General features: G+C 44.8%; 16 protein-coding genes. 14 read left to right on the forward strand and 2 right to left on the reverse strand.

The genetic code is table 11. The features are described 5' to 3' along the window. The first annotated feature begins 8 nt into the window (after nt 1-8). The 6 genes from pepV to MWM02_RS03660 all read left to right on the forward strand — a co-directional run bounded on the left by pepV (nt 9) and on the right by MWM02_RS03660 (nt 7,669). Nucleotides 9-1,421, forward strand: a complete 1,413-nt coding sequence (gene pepV, locus MWM02_RS03635) for a dipeptidase PepV (protein ID WP_064549514.1) — start codon at nt 9-11, stop codon at nt 1,419-1,421. Between the two features lie 89 nt (nt 1,422-1,510). Continuing rightward, nucleotides 1,511-2,710, forward strand: a complete 1,200-nt coding sequence (locus MWM02_RS03640) for an MFS transporter (RefSeq protein WP_244403590.1) — start codon at nt 1,511-1,513, stop codon at nt 2,708-2,710. Then, entirely contained in the window at nt 2,707-3,273 is a 567-nt protein-coding gene (gene thpR / locus MWM02_RS03645; protein WP_244402961.1) for an RNA 2',3'-cyclic phosphodiesterase, read from the forward strand. Before MWM02_RS03640 ends, thpR begins: the two co-directional genes overlap by 4 nt. Before the next feature lie 20 nt (nt 3,274-3,293). Then, a complete protein-coding gene (locus MWM02_RS03650) occupies nt 3,294-4,253 on the forward strand; it encodes a nuclease-related domain-containing protein (RefSeq protein ID WP_244402962.1) in 960 nt (319 codons plus the stop codon). A 256-nt stretch (nt 4,254-4,509) separates the two neighbouring features. Continuing rightward, nucleotides 4,510-6,642 (forward strand): type I pullulanase, encoded by a 2,133-nt coding sequence (gene pulA, locus MWM02_RS03655; protein ID WP_481861767.1) that lies wholly within the window; start codon nt 4,510-4,512, stop codon nt 6,640-6,642. A gap of 241 nt (nt 6,643-6,883) precedes the next feature. Continuing rightward, a complete protein-coding gene (locus MWM02_RS03660; protein ID WP_064549517.1) occupies nt 6,884-7,669 on the forward strand; it encodes a phosphotransferase family protein in 786 nt (261 codons plus the stop codon). Here MWM02_RS03660 and MWM02_RS03665 read toward each other — a convergent pair. Further along, nucleotides 7,640-7,909, reverse strand: coding sequence for a YtzH-like family protein (locus tag MWM02_RS03665; protein ID WP_244402964.1), 270 nt, complete (start codon nt 7,907-7,909; stop codon nt 7,640-7,642). The genes MWM02_RS03660 and MWM02_RS03665 overlap by 30 nt on opposite strands. Before the next feature lie 209 nt (nt 7,910-8,118). Between MWM02_RS03665 and trmB the strand changes: the two genes are divergently transcribed. Then, nucleotides 8,119-8,775: a tRNA (guanosine(46)-N7)-methyltransferase TrmB gene (gene trmB / locus MWM02_RS03670; RefSeq protein ID WP_064550302.1), complete on the forward strand. Its 657-nt coding sequence runs from the start codon at nt 8,119-8,121 to the stop codon at nt 8,773-8,775. Nucleotides 8,776-8,872: 97 nt separating this feature from the next. Next, the gene (locus MWM02_RS03675) at nt 8,873-9,718 is read left to right on the forward strand and encodes a YtnP family quorum-quenching lactonase (protein WP_244402965.1); all 846 of its coding nucleotides are present in this window, start codon (nt 8,873-8,875) and stop codon (nt 9,716-9,718) included. Between the two features lie 131 nt (nt 9,719-9,849). Here MWM02_RS03675 and MWM02_RS03680 read toward each other — a convergent pair whose 3' ends face one another. After that, nucleotides 9,850-10,146 carry a PepSY domain-containing protein gene (locus tag MWM02_RS03680; RefSeq protein WP_244402966.1) on the reverse strand — a complete coding sequence of 99 codons (297 nt, stop codon included), beginning with the start codon at nt 10,144-10,146 and terminating at the stop codon, nt 9,850-9,852. A gap of 129 nt (nt 10,147-10,275) precedes the next feature. Here MWM02_RS03680 and MWM02_RS03685 point away from each other — a divergent pair, with 129 nt between their 5' ends. From MWM02_RS03685 to MWM02_RS03710, 6 genes are all read left to right on the forward strand, one after another. Continuing rightward, nucleotides 10,276-11,352: a M42 family metallopeptidase gene (locus MWM02_RS03685; protein WP_244402967.1), complete on the forward strand. Its 1,077-nt coding sequence runs from the start codon at nt 10,276-10,278 to the stop codon at nt 11,350-11,352. 61 nt (nt 11,353-11,413) lie between these two features. Next, nucleotides 11,414-11,932 (forward strand): DUF84 family protein, encoded by a 519-nt coding sequence (locus MWM02_RS03690; protein WP_244402968.1) that lies wholly within the window; start codon nt 11,414-11,416, stop codon nt 11,930-11,932. A gap of 41 nt (nt 11,933-11,973) precedes the next feature. After that, nucleotides 11,974-12,288 (forward strand): thioredoxin family protein, encoded by a 315-nt coding sequence (locus MWM02_RS03695; protein ID WP_244402969.1) that lies wholly within the window; start codon nt 11,974-11,976, stop codon nt 12,286-12,288. A 16-nt stretch (nt 12,289-12,304) separates the two neighbouring features. Continuing rightward, nucleotides 12,305-13,102 (forward strand): DUF1444 domain-containing protein, encoded by a 798-nt coding sequence (locus MWM02_RS03700; RefSeq protein WP_064549524.1) that lies wholly within the window; start codon nt 12,305-12,307, stop codon nt 13,100-13,102. A 20-nt stretch (nt 13,103-13,122) separates the two neighbouring features. Beyond that, nucleotides 13,123-13,728, forward strand: a complete 606-nt coding sequence (gene ytpR / locus MWM02_RS03705) for a YtpR family tRNA-binding protein (RefSeq protein WP_244402970.1) — start codon at nt 13,123-13,125, stop codon at nt 13,726-13,728. A 74-nt stretch (nt 13,729-13,802) separates the two neighbouring features. Then, nucleotides 13,803-15,983, forward strand: coding sequence for a DNA translocase FtsK (locus MWM02_RS03710; protein ID WP_244402971.1), 2,181 nt, complete (start codon nt 13,803-13,805; stop codon nt 15,981-15,983). Nucleotides 15,984-16,143 lie beyond the last annotated feature (160 nt).

Genomic DNA, 16,143 nt, shown 5'->3' on the forward strand with positions numbered 1-16,143 from the left:
GAATTGCGGTGAACATCAATTGGATGGAAGAAGTATTGAAACGGAAAGAGGAACTTATTCGAGATACGCAGGCGTTATTGCGCATTCCGAGCGTCCTCAATGAAGAAGACGCTACGGAAGAAGCACCGTTTGGCAGCGGGGTGTACAAGGCGCTGCAGTTTTTGCTGCGGCGTGGGCAAGAAGAAGGGTTTGCGATAAAAAACGTCGATGGTTTTGCAGGACATCTTGAAATCGGGCAAGGGAATGAGTTAATCGGCGTATTATGCCATGTTGATGTTGTTCCGCCGGGAGATGGCTGGTCAAGCGACCCGTTTGCTGCGGAAATCCGCGACGGAAAAATATACGCCCGCGGCGCAATTGACGATAAAGGACCAACGATGGCGGCGTTTTACGCGATGAAAATTGTGAAGGAGCTTGGATTGCCGTTGTCCAAGCGGGTGCGCATGATTATTGGAACCGATGAAGAGAGTGAATGGCGCTGTGTCGAACATTATTTCCAACATGAAGAAATGCCGACGATGGGATTTGCCCCAGATGCTGATTTTCCAATTATTTATGCAGAAAAAGGAATTGCCGATATCGATTTGCGCATGGAACGGACAGGAACGAGCGAAGAAAGCGAAATTCGCTTGCAATCGTTTCAGGCGGGACGCCGTTATAATATGGTTCCTGATTTTGCTGAAGCGGCATTGCTCGTTCATTCAGATCGGCAACAAGAAATCGAGCAGCGGTATCGTCAGTTTCTTTATGAAGCGAACATGAATGGAAATGCTGTTGTAGAAGGAAATACCGTTATTCTTCAATTGGAAGGAATTTCTGCTCACGCAATGGAGCCGGAAACTGGGAAAAATGCAGGTTTATGGCTGGCGAGATGGCTGGCGGATCTTTCGTTAGATACGCAAGCACAATCGTTTATCAGGTTTGTGACGAACTATTTCTTTTCCGATTCTCGTGGAAAAGCATTGGGAATCGCTTACAGTGATGAGATTACCGGCGATTTAACGGTGAACGTTGGAATATTGTCATATCATGAACAATCTGGCGGCAAGATCGGCATTAACATACGCTATCCGGTAACAACAGATATGGAACAAATGAAAGACAAGCTGGAGCGCATCGCTGCGCAGCACGGTTTTGTAATGGAGCGCTTCGGCGGTTTGAAGCCGCATCATGTCGATAAAAATCATGTGCTTGTGCGGACGCTTCAGCGCGTGTATGAAGAACAGACGGGAGAGCCCGCTTCCTTGCTTTCCATCGGCGGCGGCACGTATGCTCGGTCGCTGAAAGCGGGAGTAGCGTTTGGGCCGATGTTTCCGGGACGGCCGGACGTAGCGCACCAAAAGGATGAATATATTATTATTGATGATCTGTTGAAAGCAACAGCGATTTATGCTCAAGCTATTTATGAATTAGCCAAATGAAAAAATTTCAAACATATGTTACGATAAAAAAGACGATTTATGCCGCTCTGTTTAGAGCGGTGCTTTTTATGAAAGGGTGCGGTACAAACATGGAGGCGACGTTAAAACGAGGGGAATCGCCAGGAAAAGCAGCGTTTCCGCTATTTTATTTCTTTGTGTTTTTTGCATTCGGCACATTGCTTCCGCTTTTATCCGTATATTTACAAGAAGTTGCCGGCCTTTCGGGGGCGGAGATCGGAATGATTATGTCCATCAGCCCGGTTACGACGATTTTTGTGCAGCCGATTTGGGGAATGGTTACAGATTATACGCGTAAACCGGTTCTCGTGTTGACAATCGCACTGTTTGCCACTTCGTTGATAGGATTGCTGTATTCATTTGTTGACGAGTACCGTTGGCTTGTTGCCATGGCTATTTTACTTGCGTCCGCACAAAGCGCCATCATTCCGATTTCCGATAGCATCGCGCTTCATTACGTGCAAAAGAGTGGCAAAAAGTATGGATCGATTCGTTTATGGGGATCGATCGGTTTCGCTGTTGCCGTGCTGATCGGCGGTTGGTTATCAGACCGTTTTGCGCTTGTTGCCATTTTTTACTTATTTTCGTTTATGCTAATGTTATCTGGATTGCTCGCCTGGCGGCTTCCAAAGGAAAGCAAGCCGATGAAGTCGGAAACGCTTCAGGGCATGGCGCAGCTGTTTCAAATTCCGCAATTTGTATTATTGTTGCTTGCTACTTTTCTTATTTTTGGCCCTATTTTAGCGAATAACTTTTATTTTGGCATATTTATTAAGCAGCTTGGCGGCACGCTGACGGGAATAGGGGTAGCGTTTTTATTGGCGGCGGGAAGCGAAGCTCCGTTCATGAAAATGGCCGATCAGCTTATTTATCGGTTTGGGATGGTCCCGATTTTAATGTTTGCTTCCGCTGCATCATGCGCGCGCTGGTTGTTTTACTTTTTTGAACCGCCGCTTTTTTTCGTGTACATGACGGCGGTGGTTCAAGGTCTTTCCGTTGGCTTGGTTATTCCTGCGGCGCTTCAATACGTGCGTGATATTGCGCCAAAGCAGGTAAGAGCGACGGCAGTGTCGCTTTATTCCGCGGTCGGAAACGGATTAGGGGTTTGGTTTTGTACGTTTATTGGCGGATATATGCTTGACCGAGGCCATATTGGGGATGTATATTTATTTTTCAGCATTTGCACCTTTGTTGGAATGCTTTCACTCATCGGAATTAGTTTGATCAATGCAAAAAAGGTTCCCTTGATAAGAAAAGGTGGGAAAACATGAAAAAAACGCATTATTTTATCGCCGTTCCTATCGCTGATGAAGTAAAAAAACAAATAGCAGAATGGAAAGAAGGAATCGCTTCTGCGTTTCCATTTCGCACATGGGTGCATCAACAAGACTATCATATTACATTGGCGTTTTTAGGGTATGTTCCGCCGGCAAAAATAGATAAAATATGCCAAATTATAGGGGAAGTGGCAAAATGTCACGCTCCATTTGCCTTATCGTTATCAGAAATACAGACGTTTGGCAATCGAACAGCGCCGCGCATTTTATGGCAAGGGGTGGAAAAGGAAGAAAAACTATTTGCATTGCAACGTGATGTGCATGCCGCTTGTATCGATATCGGATTTTCGCTAGGAAAGCGGCCGTTTACTCCGCACATTACGATTGCGCGCAAATGGCAAGGAAATGAAGTATTTTGTTTGAATGATCTTCAAATGAAACCAAGAGTAAACGCGACGTTTCCCGTCGGCCAGATCGTGTTGTATCAAACACATTTAGATCGAACGCCGAAGTATGAAGCGCTTGCTCTATTTCCGCTTTCAAAAAATAACTTTTGATTGGAGGAAGTGTTGCAGGTGTGGGCCAATTAATAAAGCTTCAAGATTATATTTCAAGATACGAAACGGACGTGTATCGCTACGCAAGCGAATTTATTCGCTTAAAGAAAAGGCAATGGGAGCAAACGAAGGAGCAATGGGAAAACAATAAAAGTAACGATGACATTCCTCAACTGGATGAAACATGGGAGTGGCTGGTGGAAAAGCCGTCATTGTTTGATAGAATGAAAAAATGGTTCAAACGTTCTTCGCCACAAGAAGAAACAACCGAAGTACAAACAAACCGTTTGATCGATGGGGAAGAAGGCTTGCCGATGATCATAACGGAGGCCAAAAACATCGATGAATTAAAAATTTTATTTTTGGAAAATATGTTTCAACTGCAGTTACAATGGGCGAGCTCGACGATATGGTACGAATCTGCTGTGGATAAGAAGTTTTACTATGAAGAAAAGTTGAAATATTTTTTACAGCGTTTTCCTGATACGTATTTATGTTTATATAAGCCGGTATTTTTAGTAAAAAGCGCCCCAGTCGAATTAGATGTCATTTTGTTAAGCCCAACGACAACATGGTGCATTACGTTTGCGGAAGGTGCGAAAGATAACATTATCATTGCGTCCTCGGACCGTTTTTGGACGGAAATAATCAATGATGAAGAGAAGAAAATGATCAATCCGATCATTGCGTTACAACGGATGGGAAAAATCGTGGCAAATATATATAAGCAGTACAATGTTGATTTTCCTATCAAAAAAGCAGTTATCAATCGTTATGGCTATATTGACTATCGCCGTGCCACTTTTGGTGATGTGCATTTTATCGACAAGCGGAATTATGAACAATGGTTTTCTTCTTTGCGAAAATTGAAGATCCCGTTAAAGCATGCGCAATTAAAAGCAGCTTCTTGTCTGTTGCGCCATTGCTATAGCCACTATGATATACGGGCAGATTGGAATGCGGATGAGGAAAAGGTGTAAAGCTAATTACACCTTTTTTTGTTGGCGTGTTGCATCATGGACTGCAATATGACGAAAGCCGGCGTCTTCATCCGCTTTATTTGCACCGGATTCTCTATGTTTTGCATATGATATACAAAAAAGGATCGCGTCCTAGTTATTGTGTAAAAATTCTCTCCGTTCAGTCAACTTGGATTGGATCATCGGAATTGCTTTTTTCTTTTATACAAATTCCGAAAATCAATCTACAAAAAGGGGGTGGCCTGAATTGCCTGGCATGCATCAGGAGTTTGCGGCATATTTAGACGCGATGAATGTTGTGACAGTGTTAGTGCCAAAGCCGTATCGCGCTGGAAAAACGCCAGCATTTACGTTGGAAACGCCGCATGGAGAGCACCATTCTTTGCAAATGGAACGTGAATGGGATTTAGGATCAACCATGAAATACGAGTGTATCATTAATATACCGATAGAACTAGGAAAACGTTATGTGATTTATGATCATCAAGGCGCAGCCGCGGTTTTGCAAATCGGAGCGGTTGTGCGGACGACGCAATTTGATGACCTATTTTTTTACGACGGTGATTTAGGAGTCGCGTATACGCAGGAGAAAACGACTTTCAAAGTGTGGGCGCCGACGGCGACAGAAGTGAAAGTAAGGCTGATCAACCCGAAAACGGAGAAAGAAATGTATATACCGTTAGAGAGATTAGCAAAGGGCGTATGGACGACAACAGTATTCGGCGATATCGAAGGAATGTATTACATGTATGCCGTATGTGTGAACGACGTGTGGCGCGAAGCGGTCGATCCGTACGCGGCTGCCGTTTCTGTCAACGGGGAGCATGGGGTTGTCATCGATTTGGCGAAGACGCGGACGGAGAAGCCGTTCCTTCCCTCGCTTTCATCACCGGCTGACGCGATTATTTATGAGATGCATATCCGTGATTTTACGATTCACCCGGAAAGCGGGATTACTCATAAAGGAAAATATTTAGGGTTAACGGAGCTGGAAACAAAGGGACCGAATCATACGGCAACAGGGCTTTCTTATTTAAAGGAGCTTGGCGTGACACATGTCGAGCTGCTCCCATTTCATGATTTCGCCGGGGTGGATGAGCGTGATCCATCGCAACAGTATAATTGGGGATACAATCCGCTCCATTACAATGCTCCGGAAGGGAGTTATGCGACAAACCCACATGATCCGTATACCCGCATCCGCGAATTAAAGCGTGCGATTCATACGCTGCAAGCGCAGGGCATTCGCGTCATTATGGATGTCGTCTACAATCATGTTTATATCCGCGAACAATCTTCATTTGAGAAAATCGTTCCCGGATATTATTTCCGCTATGATGCATACGGCAACCCGGCTAATGGCACTGGGGTTGGAAACGACATTGCTTCCGAACGGAAAATGGTGCGGAAATGGATTTTGGATTCGGTTCGCTTTTGGGCGGAAGAGTATCATGTCGATGGCTTTCGCTTTGACTTAATGGGGATTTTGGATATTGACACGATGAAAGCGGTTCGCGAAATGCTTGATGCGATCGACCCGTCCATTCTTGTGTTCGGAGAGGGATGGGATTTGCCGACACCGCTTCCTCCTGAACGAAAAGCGACGATGCAAAACGCGGAAAAACTGCCGCGCATCGCCTATTTTAACGATTATTTTCGCGACAGTATCAAGGGGAGCACGTTTCAGCCGCTTGACCGAGGGTTCGCTCTTGGCGATTCCGATGATCGCGAAAAGGCGAAAGTAGCGATTAGCGGAAGCGTTCGCGACAAACAGGGACTATTTCTTTCTCCGACCCAAACGATTAATTATGTCGAATCGCACGATAACCATACGTTTTGGGATAAGCTGAACATCGCCAACGGCCATGAAAGCGAACAAACGAGAAAAAAGCGGCAAAAATTAGCGACAGCGATCGTGCTGCTTTCACAAGGAATTCCGTTTTTGCATAGCGGGCAGGAATTTTACCGGACAAAGCAAGGAATAGACAATAGCTATAATGCTTCCGATGAGATCAATCAAATCGACTGGAAGAGAAAGAGCGAGCACGAAAGCGATGTCCGCTATGTTCAAGGGCTTATTCGGCTCCGGAAGTCCCACCGTGCTTTCCGGTTTACTACCGAAGCGGAGATCAACCACCATCTTTTTTTCCTTGAGCCGACGCCATCATCGGTCATCGCGTACCATATTCGCGGCGTACAGCAGTATGGGCCTTGGCGTGACATTATTGTCATTCACCATAACCAAGAGGAAGCACAATCTGTTTTTCTGCCTGACGGCGAAGAATGGCATGTCATTTGCGACGGGGATCGCAGCGGAACGGTTCCGTTGTTTTCCGTTCATAAAAACATAAACATGGATGGAATTGGGACATGGGTGCTTGTGAAATAAATGTAAGCGACCATTTTCCTATTTTTTGCAAAGCGCATAAAACATTTGCAAGAGGGCACGGTATTCCATTATAATACAAGTAACAATGAACGGATGAAGGTGCAAAGTTGGCACAAACAAAAGTGCGAATTGACGAAAAAAAGATATTCCATATAAAATCTAGTAAGACAGCTATTGTCTGAAAATACGGAATCAGGTGATCGCTGTCTCTTATTTTTTATAAGTCGAAGGTGAACATGCTTTGGAACAGTTACTAGGAAAGGAATGGGACATTACTCCTGCTGGCGGCGCGACTGGAGATGCCTATTTTGCGGAATATGAGGGACGGAAGTTATTTTTAAAACGGAATTCTTCGCCATTTCTGGCGGTTTTGTCCGCGGAAGGCATCGTCCCGAAGCTGATTTGGACGAAACGGTTGGAAAACGGCGATGTGTTTACCGCACAACAATGGCTGAACGGAAGAGAATTGAAGCCACAAGACATGGGAAGTGAACAAGTGGCAAGTTTATTGCGAAAAATTCATCGTTCCAAAGATTTAGTAATAATGCTAAAACGGTTAGGGAAAACGCCATTATTGCCAGAGATGATGGTGGAAAAGCTAAAAGCGCAGTTCTCTCTCCATCCGTTGGAAGAACCGTTGGTAAAGCAGGCGCTCCATTGGCTCGAGCGGCATATGTCTTTGCTGCAATGCGATGAGTACGTCGTCTGCCACTGTGACATTAACCATAACAATTGGCTGCTTGCCGAAGACGGAAAATTGTACTTGATTGATTGGGACGGTGCGATGATCGCTGACCCGGCGATCGATATTGGCATGTTGCTTTACACATATATTCCTGAAGAAAAATGGGAAGATTGGCTAGAGCTTTACGGTCTTGAGTTGACCGACGATTTGCGTTTCCGCATGAAATGGTATGCGATTGCGCAAACACTTTATTTGCTTATATGGCAAAACGAAAAAAAAGCGAAAAAGGAAATACAACGGTCGTTGCATTTCCTACGTAAGCTGATTGATCCACTCCGATAATTGCTGCTGATGGGACAAAATATGGGAGTTTAAATCAGCGCTGTACTTTCCGTTTTGCCCGTATGCGTAAATGTCCGGAAGCACGCTTTTTATTTGCGGATGCACTTGTTCGTTTCCCATCAATGATTTAACGAGCCGCTCAATTTGTTCGCATTCAGAAACGGTGCCGCAGCAGTCCGCTTCGTGTTCCGATAAAATATCTTTTAATATGATGATTTGATGTTCGTGGTTTAGTGGCAATATGACCACCATCCTTTGCAAAAGTATGCTGTGCATTTTTAATATGCGCTTGTATGTGTGTTTTTATCATCGTTTTTCGCAGTCGTGCGTACGGCTGTGTTTTTTTATTGGAATAAAAATTTATGATCAGTTGGCTGCTATCATCTTGCGCCATTATGCTTATTCATGATATCGTTGACAACGATGAACAAAAAAACAGAGGTGTCTGTATGCGTCTGCGTAATAAACCATGGGCAAAGGAAAAAATTGCTGCATATCCGCAATACGTTATTCCCAATCCAGAGGAGTATAAAGGAAGATGGAATGAGTTGTTCGGCAATGATCACCCGATTCATATCGAAATCGGCACTGGAAAAGGAAAATTTATTACAGAAATGGCAAAAGCAAATCCGGACATTAACTATATTGGCATTGAACTGTACCCGAGTGTGCTTGTCTCCGCGCTAGATAAACTCATTGCAAACGAATTGCCGAATTTGCGCTTATTAAATGTGAACGCGAAAGATTTAACGAATTTTTTTGCAGAGGGGGAAATCGAGCGCATTTATTTAAACTTCTCTGACCCGTGGCCGAAAAAGCGCCATGAAAAACGGCGATTGACATATCGTTCGTTTCTTGAGTTATATGAGAAAGTGTTGGTGGATGAAGGAGAAATCCATTTTAAAACCGATAATCAAGGTTTTTTTGAATATTCGCTTGTCAGTTTTTCGCAATACGGGTTAGTGCTGACATACGTAAGTTTGGATTTGCACAATAGCGATTTTGAAGGAAATATTATGACGGAATACGAAGAAAAGTTTTCGGCAAAAGGAAATCGCATTTACCGCTGTGAAGTAAAATATCCGCCCAAACAACGCCATCCATAAAACAAAAGGCCGCTTCTTTGCCAAAAGAGGCGGTCTTTTGTTTTATGTTTTCTAAATATTCCTAAAAATGATACACTAGTGATGAGGTGATGAAAAAATGGAACAATTGCAAATTGGAAAAATAAAAATGACATGGTTAAACGGAGGGGTAACACATTTAGACGGTGGGGCGATGTTTGGGGTAGTTCCAAAGCCGCTATGGTCGAAAAAATATCCTTCTAACGACAACAACCAAATCGAATTGCGCACCGATCCAATTCTCGTACAAGTGGACGGAAAAAATATTTTGATTGAATCAGGGATTGGCAACGGCAAATTATCGGATAAACAAAAGCGGAATTTCGGTGTAACGGAGGAAGCGAAACTAGAACAGTCGCTCGGGCAGCTAGGACTGACGCCGAACGATATTGACATCATTTTAATGACACATATGCATTTTGACCATGCTTGCGGTTTGACAAAACGGGAAGGGGATCGGCTCGTTTCTGCTTTTCCACGCGCGGAAATTATTACATCAGAGATCGAATGGGATGAGATGAGGCAGCCGAACATCCGCTCGCGCAATACGTATTGGAAAGAAAATTGGGAGCCGGTTGCCGAGCAGGTCGTTCTGTTTAAAAAAGAAAAAGAAGTCGTAAGCGGCATCAAAATGGTACATACAGGGGGACATAGCGACGGGCATTCGATCATCATTATGGAATCAGATGAGGAAATGGCGATTCATATGGCCGATTTGTTAGCGACGCACGCCCATCAAAATGTGTTGTGGGTGATGGCATACGATGATTACCCGCTGACATCGATTTTCGAAAAACAAAAATGGATTCCATATGCGATTGAAAAACAGGCATGGTTTACGTTTTATCACGACGCGTATTATCGGGCGCTAAAGTGGGACGAGAACGGAAATATCATTGCCCATGTTAAACGAAACCTTTCGTGACGTTCATTGATTAAATATATAAAAAGGATTATCAAGGACAATTTGGTAAAGTCCACTCGCAGTCCGGTGACTTTGAATCACCGGAAAATTTTGCAGGATACCTCTTATTCAGTCGGGAGCCTGTGTGATTGTTAAAGCGGGTTCGTTTCAATGATGGCTCCCGTGTAAGCGTCGATAATAAACTCGTATTGTTGATTATCGCGGCAAACTCCACCTTTGTATACCGTGTAGATGACATTGTTTTTTTTGTATGTTTCCGGATTTGTTTGAATCCATGAGCCGCTGACTGATCCTTGGTGCTGTAAGGATGATTTTGCTAGCGAAAGCGCTTTTTCTGCAGAAATCATTCGCTGCTTGAGCCGCGTTGGGACGACATAAGCTGCAGTAAAGCCAATGATTGCGCCAATTATAAATTTTTTCCAATTCATTGAAGAGACCTCCACCGTTTCTTGTCTATCGTTTAGTATATCTCATTTCGTCAATATATGTAAGGAAAGTGGAAAAACGTTCTCTTGTCCGTTACAATAAAAGTGATTAGAAAAAAGGAGTTAAGGACGATGAATGCAGAAACGCTTCAACTGTTTCAAACATTGACCGAATTGCCGGGGGCGCCGGGCAATGAACACGCAGTGCGGAAATTTATGCGCAAAGAGCTGGAAAAATACGCAGATGAAGTGGTGCAAGACCGGCTTGGCAGCATTTTTGGCATCAAGCGCGGCGATGAAAGCGGCCCAACCGTGATGGTTGCGGGGCATATGGACGAAGTCGGCTTTATGGTCACTGCTATTACCGATAATGGCATGATTCGTTTTCAGCCGCTCGGCGGCTGGTGGAATCAAGTATTGTTGGCACAGCGCGTGCAAATTATTACCGATAGCGGTCCAGTCGTTGGCGTTGTCAGCTCCATTCCGCCGCATTTATTGAGCGAGGAGCAGCGGAACAAACCGATGGAGATCAAAAACATGATTATTGACGTCGGTGCGGATGACCGTGAAGACGCGAAAAAGATGGGGATTAAACCGGGGCAACAAATTGTGCCGATTTGCCCGTTCACCCCGATGGCCAATCCGAAAAAAATTTTGGCAAAAGCGTGGGATAACCGCTATGGCTGTGGATTGGCAATTGAATTGCTGAAAGAACTGAAAGAGGAAAAACTGCCAAATGTGTTGTATTCCGGTGCCACCGTCCAAGAAGAAGTTGGATTGCGCGGGGCGCAAACCGCAGCAGCAATGATTCAGCCAGATATCTTTTTCGCGCTCGATGCCAGTCCGGCGAATGATATGACCGGAGACGAGAGAGAATTTGGGCATCTTGGAAAAGGGGCACTTGTCCGCATTTATGACCGTTCGATGGTGACCCATCGCGGTATGCGTGAATTTGTATTGGATACAGCGGAAACGCATGGAATCCCGTATCAATTTTTCGTGTCGCCGGGCGGTGGAACGGATGCAGGACGCGTACATATTGCCAACAGCGGGGTGCCGTCTGCGGTGATCGGTATTTGTTCCCGGTATATTCATACACATGCGTCGATCATTCATGTCGATGATTATGTGGCAGCGAAGCAGCTGCTTATTGAACTTGTAAAGCGGTGCGACAAAGCAACAGTCGATGCCATTAAGAAAAATAGTTAAGCAATGTGGGAAGTCTTGTTTGACAAGGCTTCTCTTTTTCCGTAAAAAGGAGTGAGGAGCGATGAAAATAGTTGCAATCGGTACAACCAATCAAGCGAAAATTGCAGCAGTAAAAGCGATTTTTTCTTCTGAGCAGTACGCGCTTGTGCCCACGAACGTGCCATCTGATGTTTCCGCCCAGCCGCTTTCCGACCGTGAGACGCGTCAAGGAGCGATGAATCGAGCGAAACATGCGTTAGAAAAAGAAAACGCGGACATCGGCATCGGTTTGGAAGGCGGTGTGATGGAGATAGACGGGGAACTATGGCTTTGTAATTGGGGGGCGCTTGTCGACCGTGATGGCACCGTTATTACCGCCGGCGGAGCGCGCATTCCGCTTCCTTTGGAAGTGGCAAACGAAATCCGCGCTGGCAGAGAACTTGGAGATGTGATGGCACAATATACGGGGGAAAGAAACATCCGCCATAAAGAAGGGGCGATCGGCGTTTTTACAAACGGCCATGTCGACCGTGCCGGCATGTTCCACCATATTGTTCAGTTATTAGCAGGGCAATATGAATTTTTTTGTCAAAATCGCTGATTCGCGATATCATAAAAAAGACACGGAAAGGAGTTTTATCGATGAAAACAATTGAAACAGCGGCACAATACGAAGAAATAAAAAACACAAAAAAAGCAATATTCGTTTTTTCCGCTGATTGGTGTCCAGACTGCCGATTTATTCAGCCATTTTTGCCGGAAATCGAGCAAACTTTTTCCAAATATGAGTTCTATTACGTCGATCGCGACCAGTTGCTCGAAGTATGTCAGCAAGAAAATGTTTTTGGCATTCCAAGCTTTATTGCTTATGACAACGGCAAAGAGTTAGGCCGGTTTGTCAGCAGAGACCGCAAAACGAAAGAGGAAGTCGAACGGTTCATCGGCGGCTTGTCATGACATAGGGGGCGCATCGATGGATAGCAAACAAATGTATGAGCGAATAAAGAAAAAGCTTGCCCGCAATGATTGGACGTTTCAGTTTGACCGAAAAAAAGACACGCTCCGTATTGAAGATAAAGAAACGAAAAAGGGAGTAACGATTTCGCTTCCAGGTGTCATTGCAAAATGGCACGAACAAAAAGACGAAGCGATTGACGAAATTGTATATTACGTTGAACAAGCGTTAAATACGATGCATGAAAAACATACGCTTTCCGGAAAAGAAAAAGATATTTACCCGGTCATCCGTTCGACGTCGTTTCCGAAGGAGACGAAAGAAGGAATCCCGCTTCTTTATGACGACCATACAGCGGAAACCCGCATTTATTATGCGCTTGACTTGGGTAACACGTATCGGCTGATCGACAAAAAGATGTTAGAACAAGAACAATGGAACGAAGAACGAATAAAAGAAATTGCCCGTTTCAACGTTCGTTCGCTGGATGTGACTGTCAAAGAGGACAAAGTGGCGGGAAATACGTTTTATTTCGTGAATACCAATGACGGCTATGACGCAAGCCGCATTTTAAACGAACCGTTTTTAGCGAAAATGAAAAAGAAAATAACGGGAACGATGGCGCTTGCTGTGCCCCATCAAGACGTGCTGATTATTGCCGATTTGCAAAATGAGGTTGGATACGATGTGCTTGCGCAAATGACGATGAGCTTTTTTGCGAGTGGACGAGTGCCGATTACCGCTTTATCATTTTTATATGAAGACGGGGAACTTGAACCGATTTTTATTTTAGGGAAAAATTATCGCAAAAAATAAGGAAGAAAGGATGAGCGAGGATGAACGTATTTTATAACCGTGAAGGAGTCGGCGATGTGTTGCTTGTTTCATTAAAGCCGATTCCGCAAGATCAGCGGGCGTTTGAAAAAAAAGGAGACGTCGTCCGCATCTTTGATGAAAAAACAGGAGAAACGGTAGGATATAATATTTTTCAAGCTTCTACTTATCATCATTTTGACGGTAACGGCTTGCTGGAGCTGAACGAAAGCCTCGTTTCCGCGATTAACGATATATTGCAAAAAAATGGATGGAACGAAACGATTGAGGCCGATCTTTCGCCGAAATTTGTAGTTGGTTATGTAAAAGAGAAGAAGAAACATCCAAATGCGGATAAATTGAGCGTATGCCAAGTGGACGTTGGAACGGAAGTATTGCAAATCGTATGCGGCGCGCCGAATGTGGAAGCGGGGCAGAAGGTCGTTGTTGCCAAAATCGGCGCGGTGATGCCGAGCGGACTTGTCATTCAAGAGGCGGAATTGCGCGGTGTTCCGTCGTATGGAATGATTTGTTCCGCGCGCGAATTGGAATTGCCAAACGCTCCTCAAGAAAAAGGAATTTTAGTATTATCCGATGAATATGAAGTGGGGCAGCCGTTCACTTGGTAATGCGATGATAGTCACTAGATCGATTCTAGTGACTTTTTTTCCGAAACGAATTTAAAAGAAAGAGTGGTTGAGCGATGAAATGGTTAAAACGTTTCGTTCGTTATTTGTTGGAAACCGAGGAGGAAGAACAATACGTTTCGTCGCGGAAAAAACAGCGGAAGAAACTTTCTTCTTCCCAACTGGACGTCAAGGTAATGTATCAATATCCAAAAGGGAACTTTCGTTTTCCGCTTATTCCGGATGAACCGGTATCGGAACGCCGCCGCCATCCATCATTTCGCCAAGAGCATTCTGATTATTTGTTAAGATATGTGGACGAAAATCATCAACAAAATAGTTTGGATGATTTGGAAAAAAAGCCGTTTCGTCCTTCTGATGTGCCGTCGCCGATTTATGGATATAAAAGAGTAACGAAAAAGAACGAGCCTGCAGTAGAATGGGAGCTGCCGTCTCGTTCGCGAGAAGGGGAAACGGAGATATTGCCATCTGTTCCGAAAGAAACAACAGACGAAATCAGCGTTCGTGAGCCAGCATCGCCGGAACGGTTGGAGGAGAACGAAAAAGAGTTCGTAAACGATGATGCGCAAGAAAAAGAAGGCGGACTCCCTTCGGCAAAAGGCGAAGAAAGTGAGCAAGACGAAGCGAAGACAGAGGAAAAAGAGACAAATTTGCAAAATTTACAAGAAACAAAGAACGATATGACTGAAGACAATGATCATCGTACGAACAAACAAGCGTCACATACGGCACGTTCTCGCATTCCATATAACGTGATAATGTTAAAACAAGATCGAAAAAAATGGGAAGAAAAAAAGCAGCCTCCTGCCAATGGATACACCTTCCCGCCGCTATCGCTGTTAGAACGGCCGCGGCAAAGACAAGAAAGCGATGAACAATGGATTCGCGAACAATGCGCACGGCTGAATCGGACATTTGCCAGTTTCCACATTGGCGCCAAAGTGGTCCACACGACACAAGGGCCGACGGTAACGCGGTTTGAAGTGCAGCCAGACCTTGGAGTCAAAGTAAGCAAAATCACGAATTTAGCGGATGATATTAAACTGAATTTGGCGGCAAAAGATATCCGGATTGAAGCGCCGATCCCGGGAAAAAGTACGATTGGCATCGAAGTCCCGAACTTAAAAAGCCGTCCTGTATTCATCCGGGAAATTTTAGAAAGCGATGCGTTTCGCAATAACCCATCTCCATTGACGGTTGCGCTTGGGCTTGATATATCGGGGACGCCAGTGGTTACCGATTTAAAAAAGATGCCGCACGGATTGATTGCTGGAGCGACAGGTTCAGGAAAAAGCGTATGCATCAATGCGATGATTGTCAGTTTGTTGTATAAAGCTGCTCCGCATGAAGTGAAAATGCTTCTGATTGACCCGAAAATGGTAGAGCTCGCTCCGTATAATGATATTCCGCATCTTGTCAGCCCGGTCATTACCGATGTGAAGGCGGCGACGGGGGCGCTGAAATGGGCGGTGGAAGAAATGGAGCGGCGGTATGAACTTTTCGCCCATACAGGTGTTCGTGACATTCAAAAATACAATGAGCTTGTGAAACAGAAAGGGAGCCTTGAACATCACCTTCCGTATATCGTTATTATCATTGATGAGCTGGCCGATTTAATGATGGTAGCGCCGGCGGATGTTGAAGAAGCGATTTGCCGTATCGCGCAAAAGGCAAGGGCGTGCGGAATTCATTTAGTTGTTGCGACACAGCGCCCATCCGTTGACGTAATTACTGGGCTAATCAAAGCGAATATCCCGACAAGGATCGCCTTTTCTGTTTCTTCACAAGTCGATTCGCGGACGATTATCGATGTAAACGGCGCGGAAAAATTGCTTGGGCGCGGCGACATGCTGTTTTTAGAAAACGGCGCATCGAAAACGGTGCGTGTGCAAGGTAATTTCGTATCGGACGAAGAAATTGAGCGGGTCGTCGCCCATGTGAAAGCGCAGATGGCGCCTTCTTATTTGTTTCAGCAAGATGATTTTGCCAAAAAGACGATTGCCAATCATGAAGAAGACGAACTTTTTTATGAAGCTTGCGAGTTTGTCGTGCAGCAAGGAGGAGCTTCTACGTCAAGTTTGCAGCGTCATTTTCGCATCGGCTATAATCGCGCAGCGCGCTTAATCGAGATGATGGAAGAACAAGGCATTGTTTCGGAAGCGCGCGGCAGCAAACCGCGGGACGTGTTAATTACGGAAGAGGAATTGGCGAATTTGCAAGAAAATAGTATGATATGATAGAACATGTGTGTAATGACATCATACGGCTTTTTCAAAATTCATATCGGCTTTACCGGCGATTATTGGTAAACGGAAAGCATCAGGCGGAAGCAGGCGGGAGGAAAAGCGCCCCAATCCAAGCTTAAAAAGAGGGGTTGAGCGGAAATTAAGGGTCGCT

The organism is Parageobacillus sp. KH3-4 (assembly GCF_022846435.1).
In the GTDB taxonomy this organism is placed as follows: Bacteria; Bacillota; Bacilli; order Bacillales; family Anoxybacillaceae; genus Parageobacillus; species Parageobacillus thermoglucosidasius_A.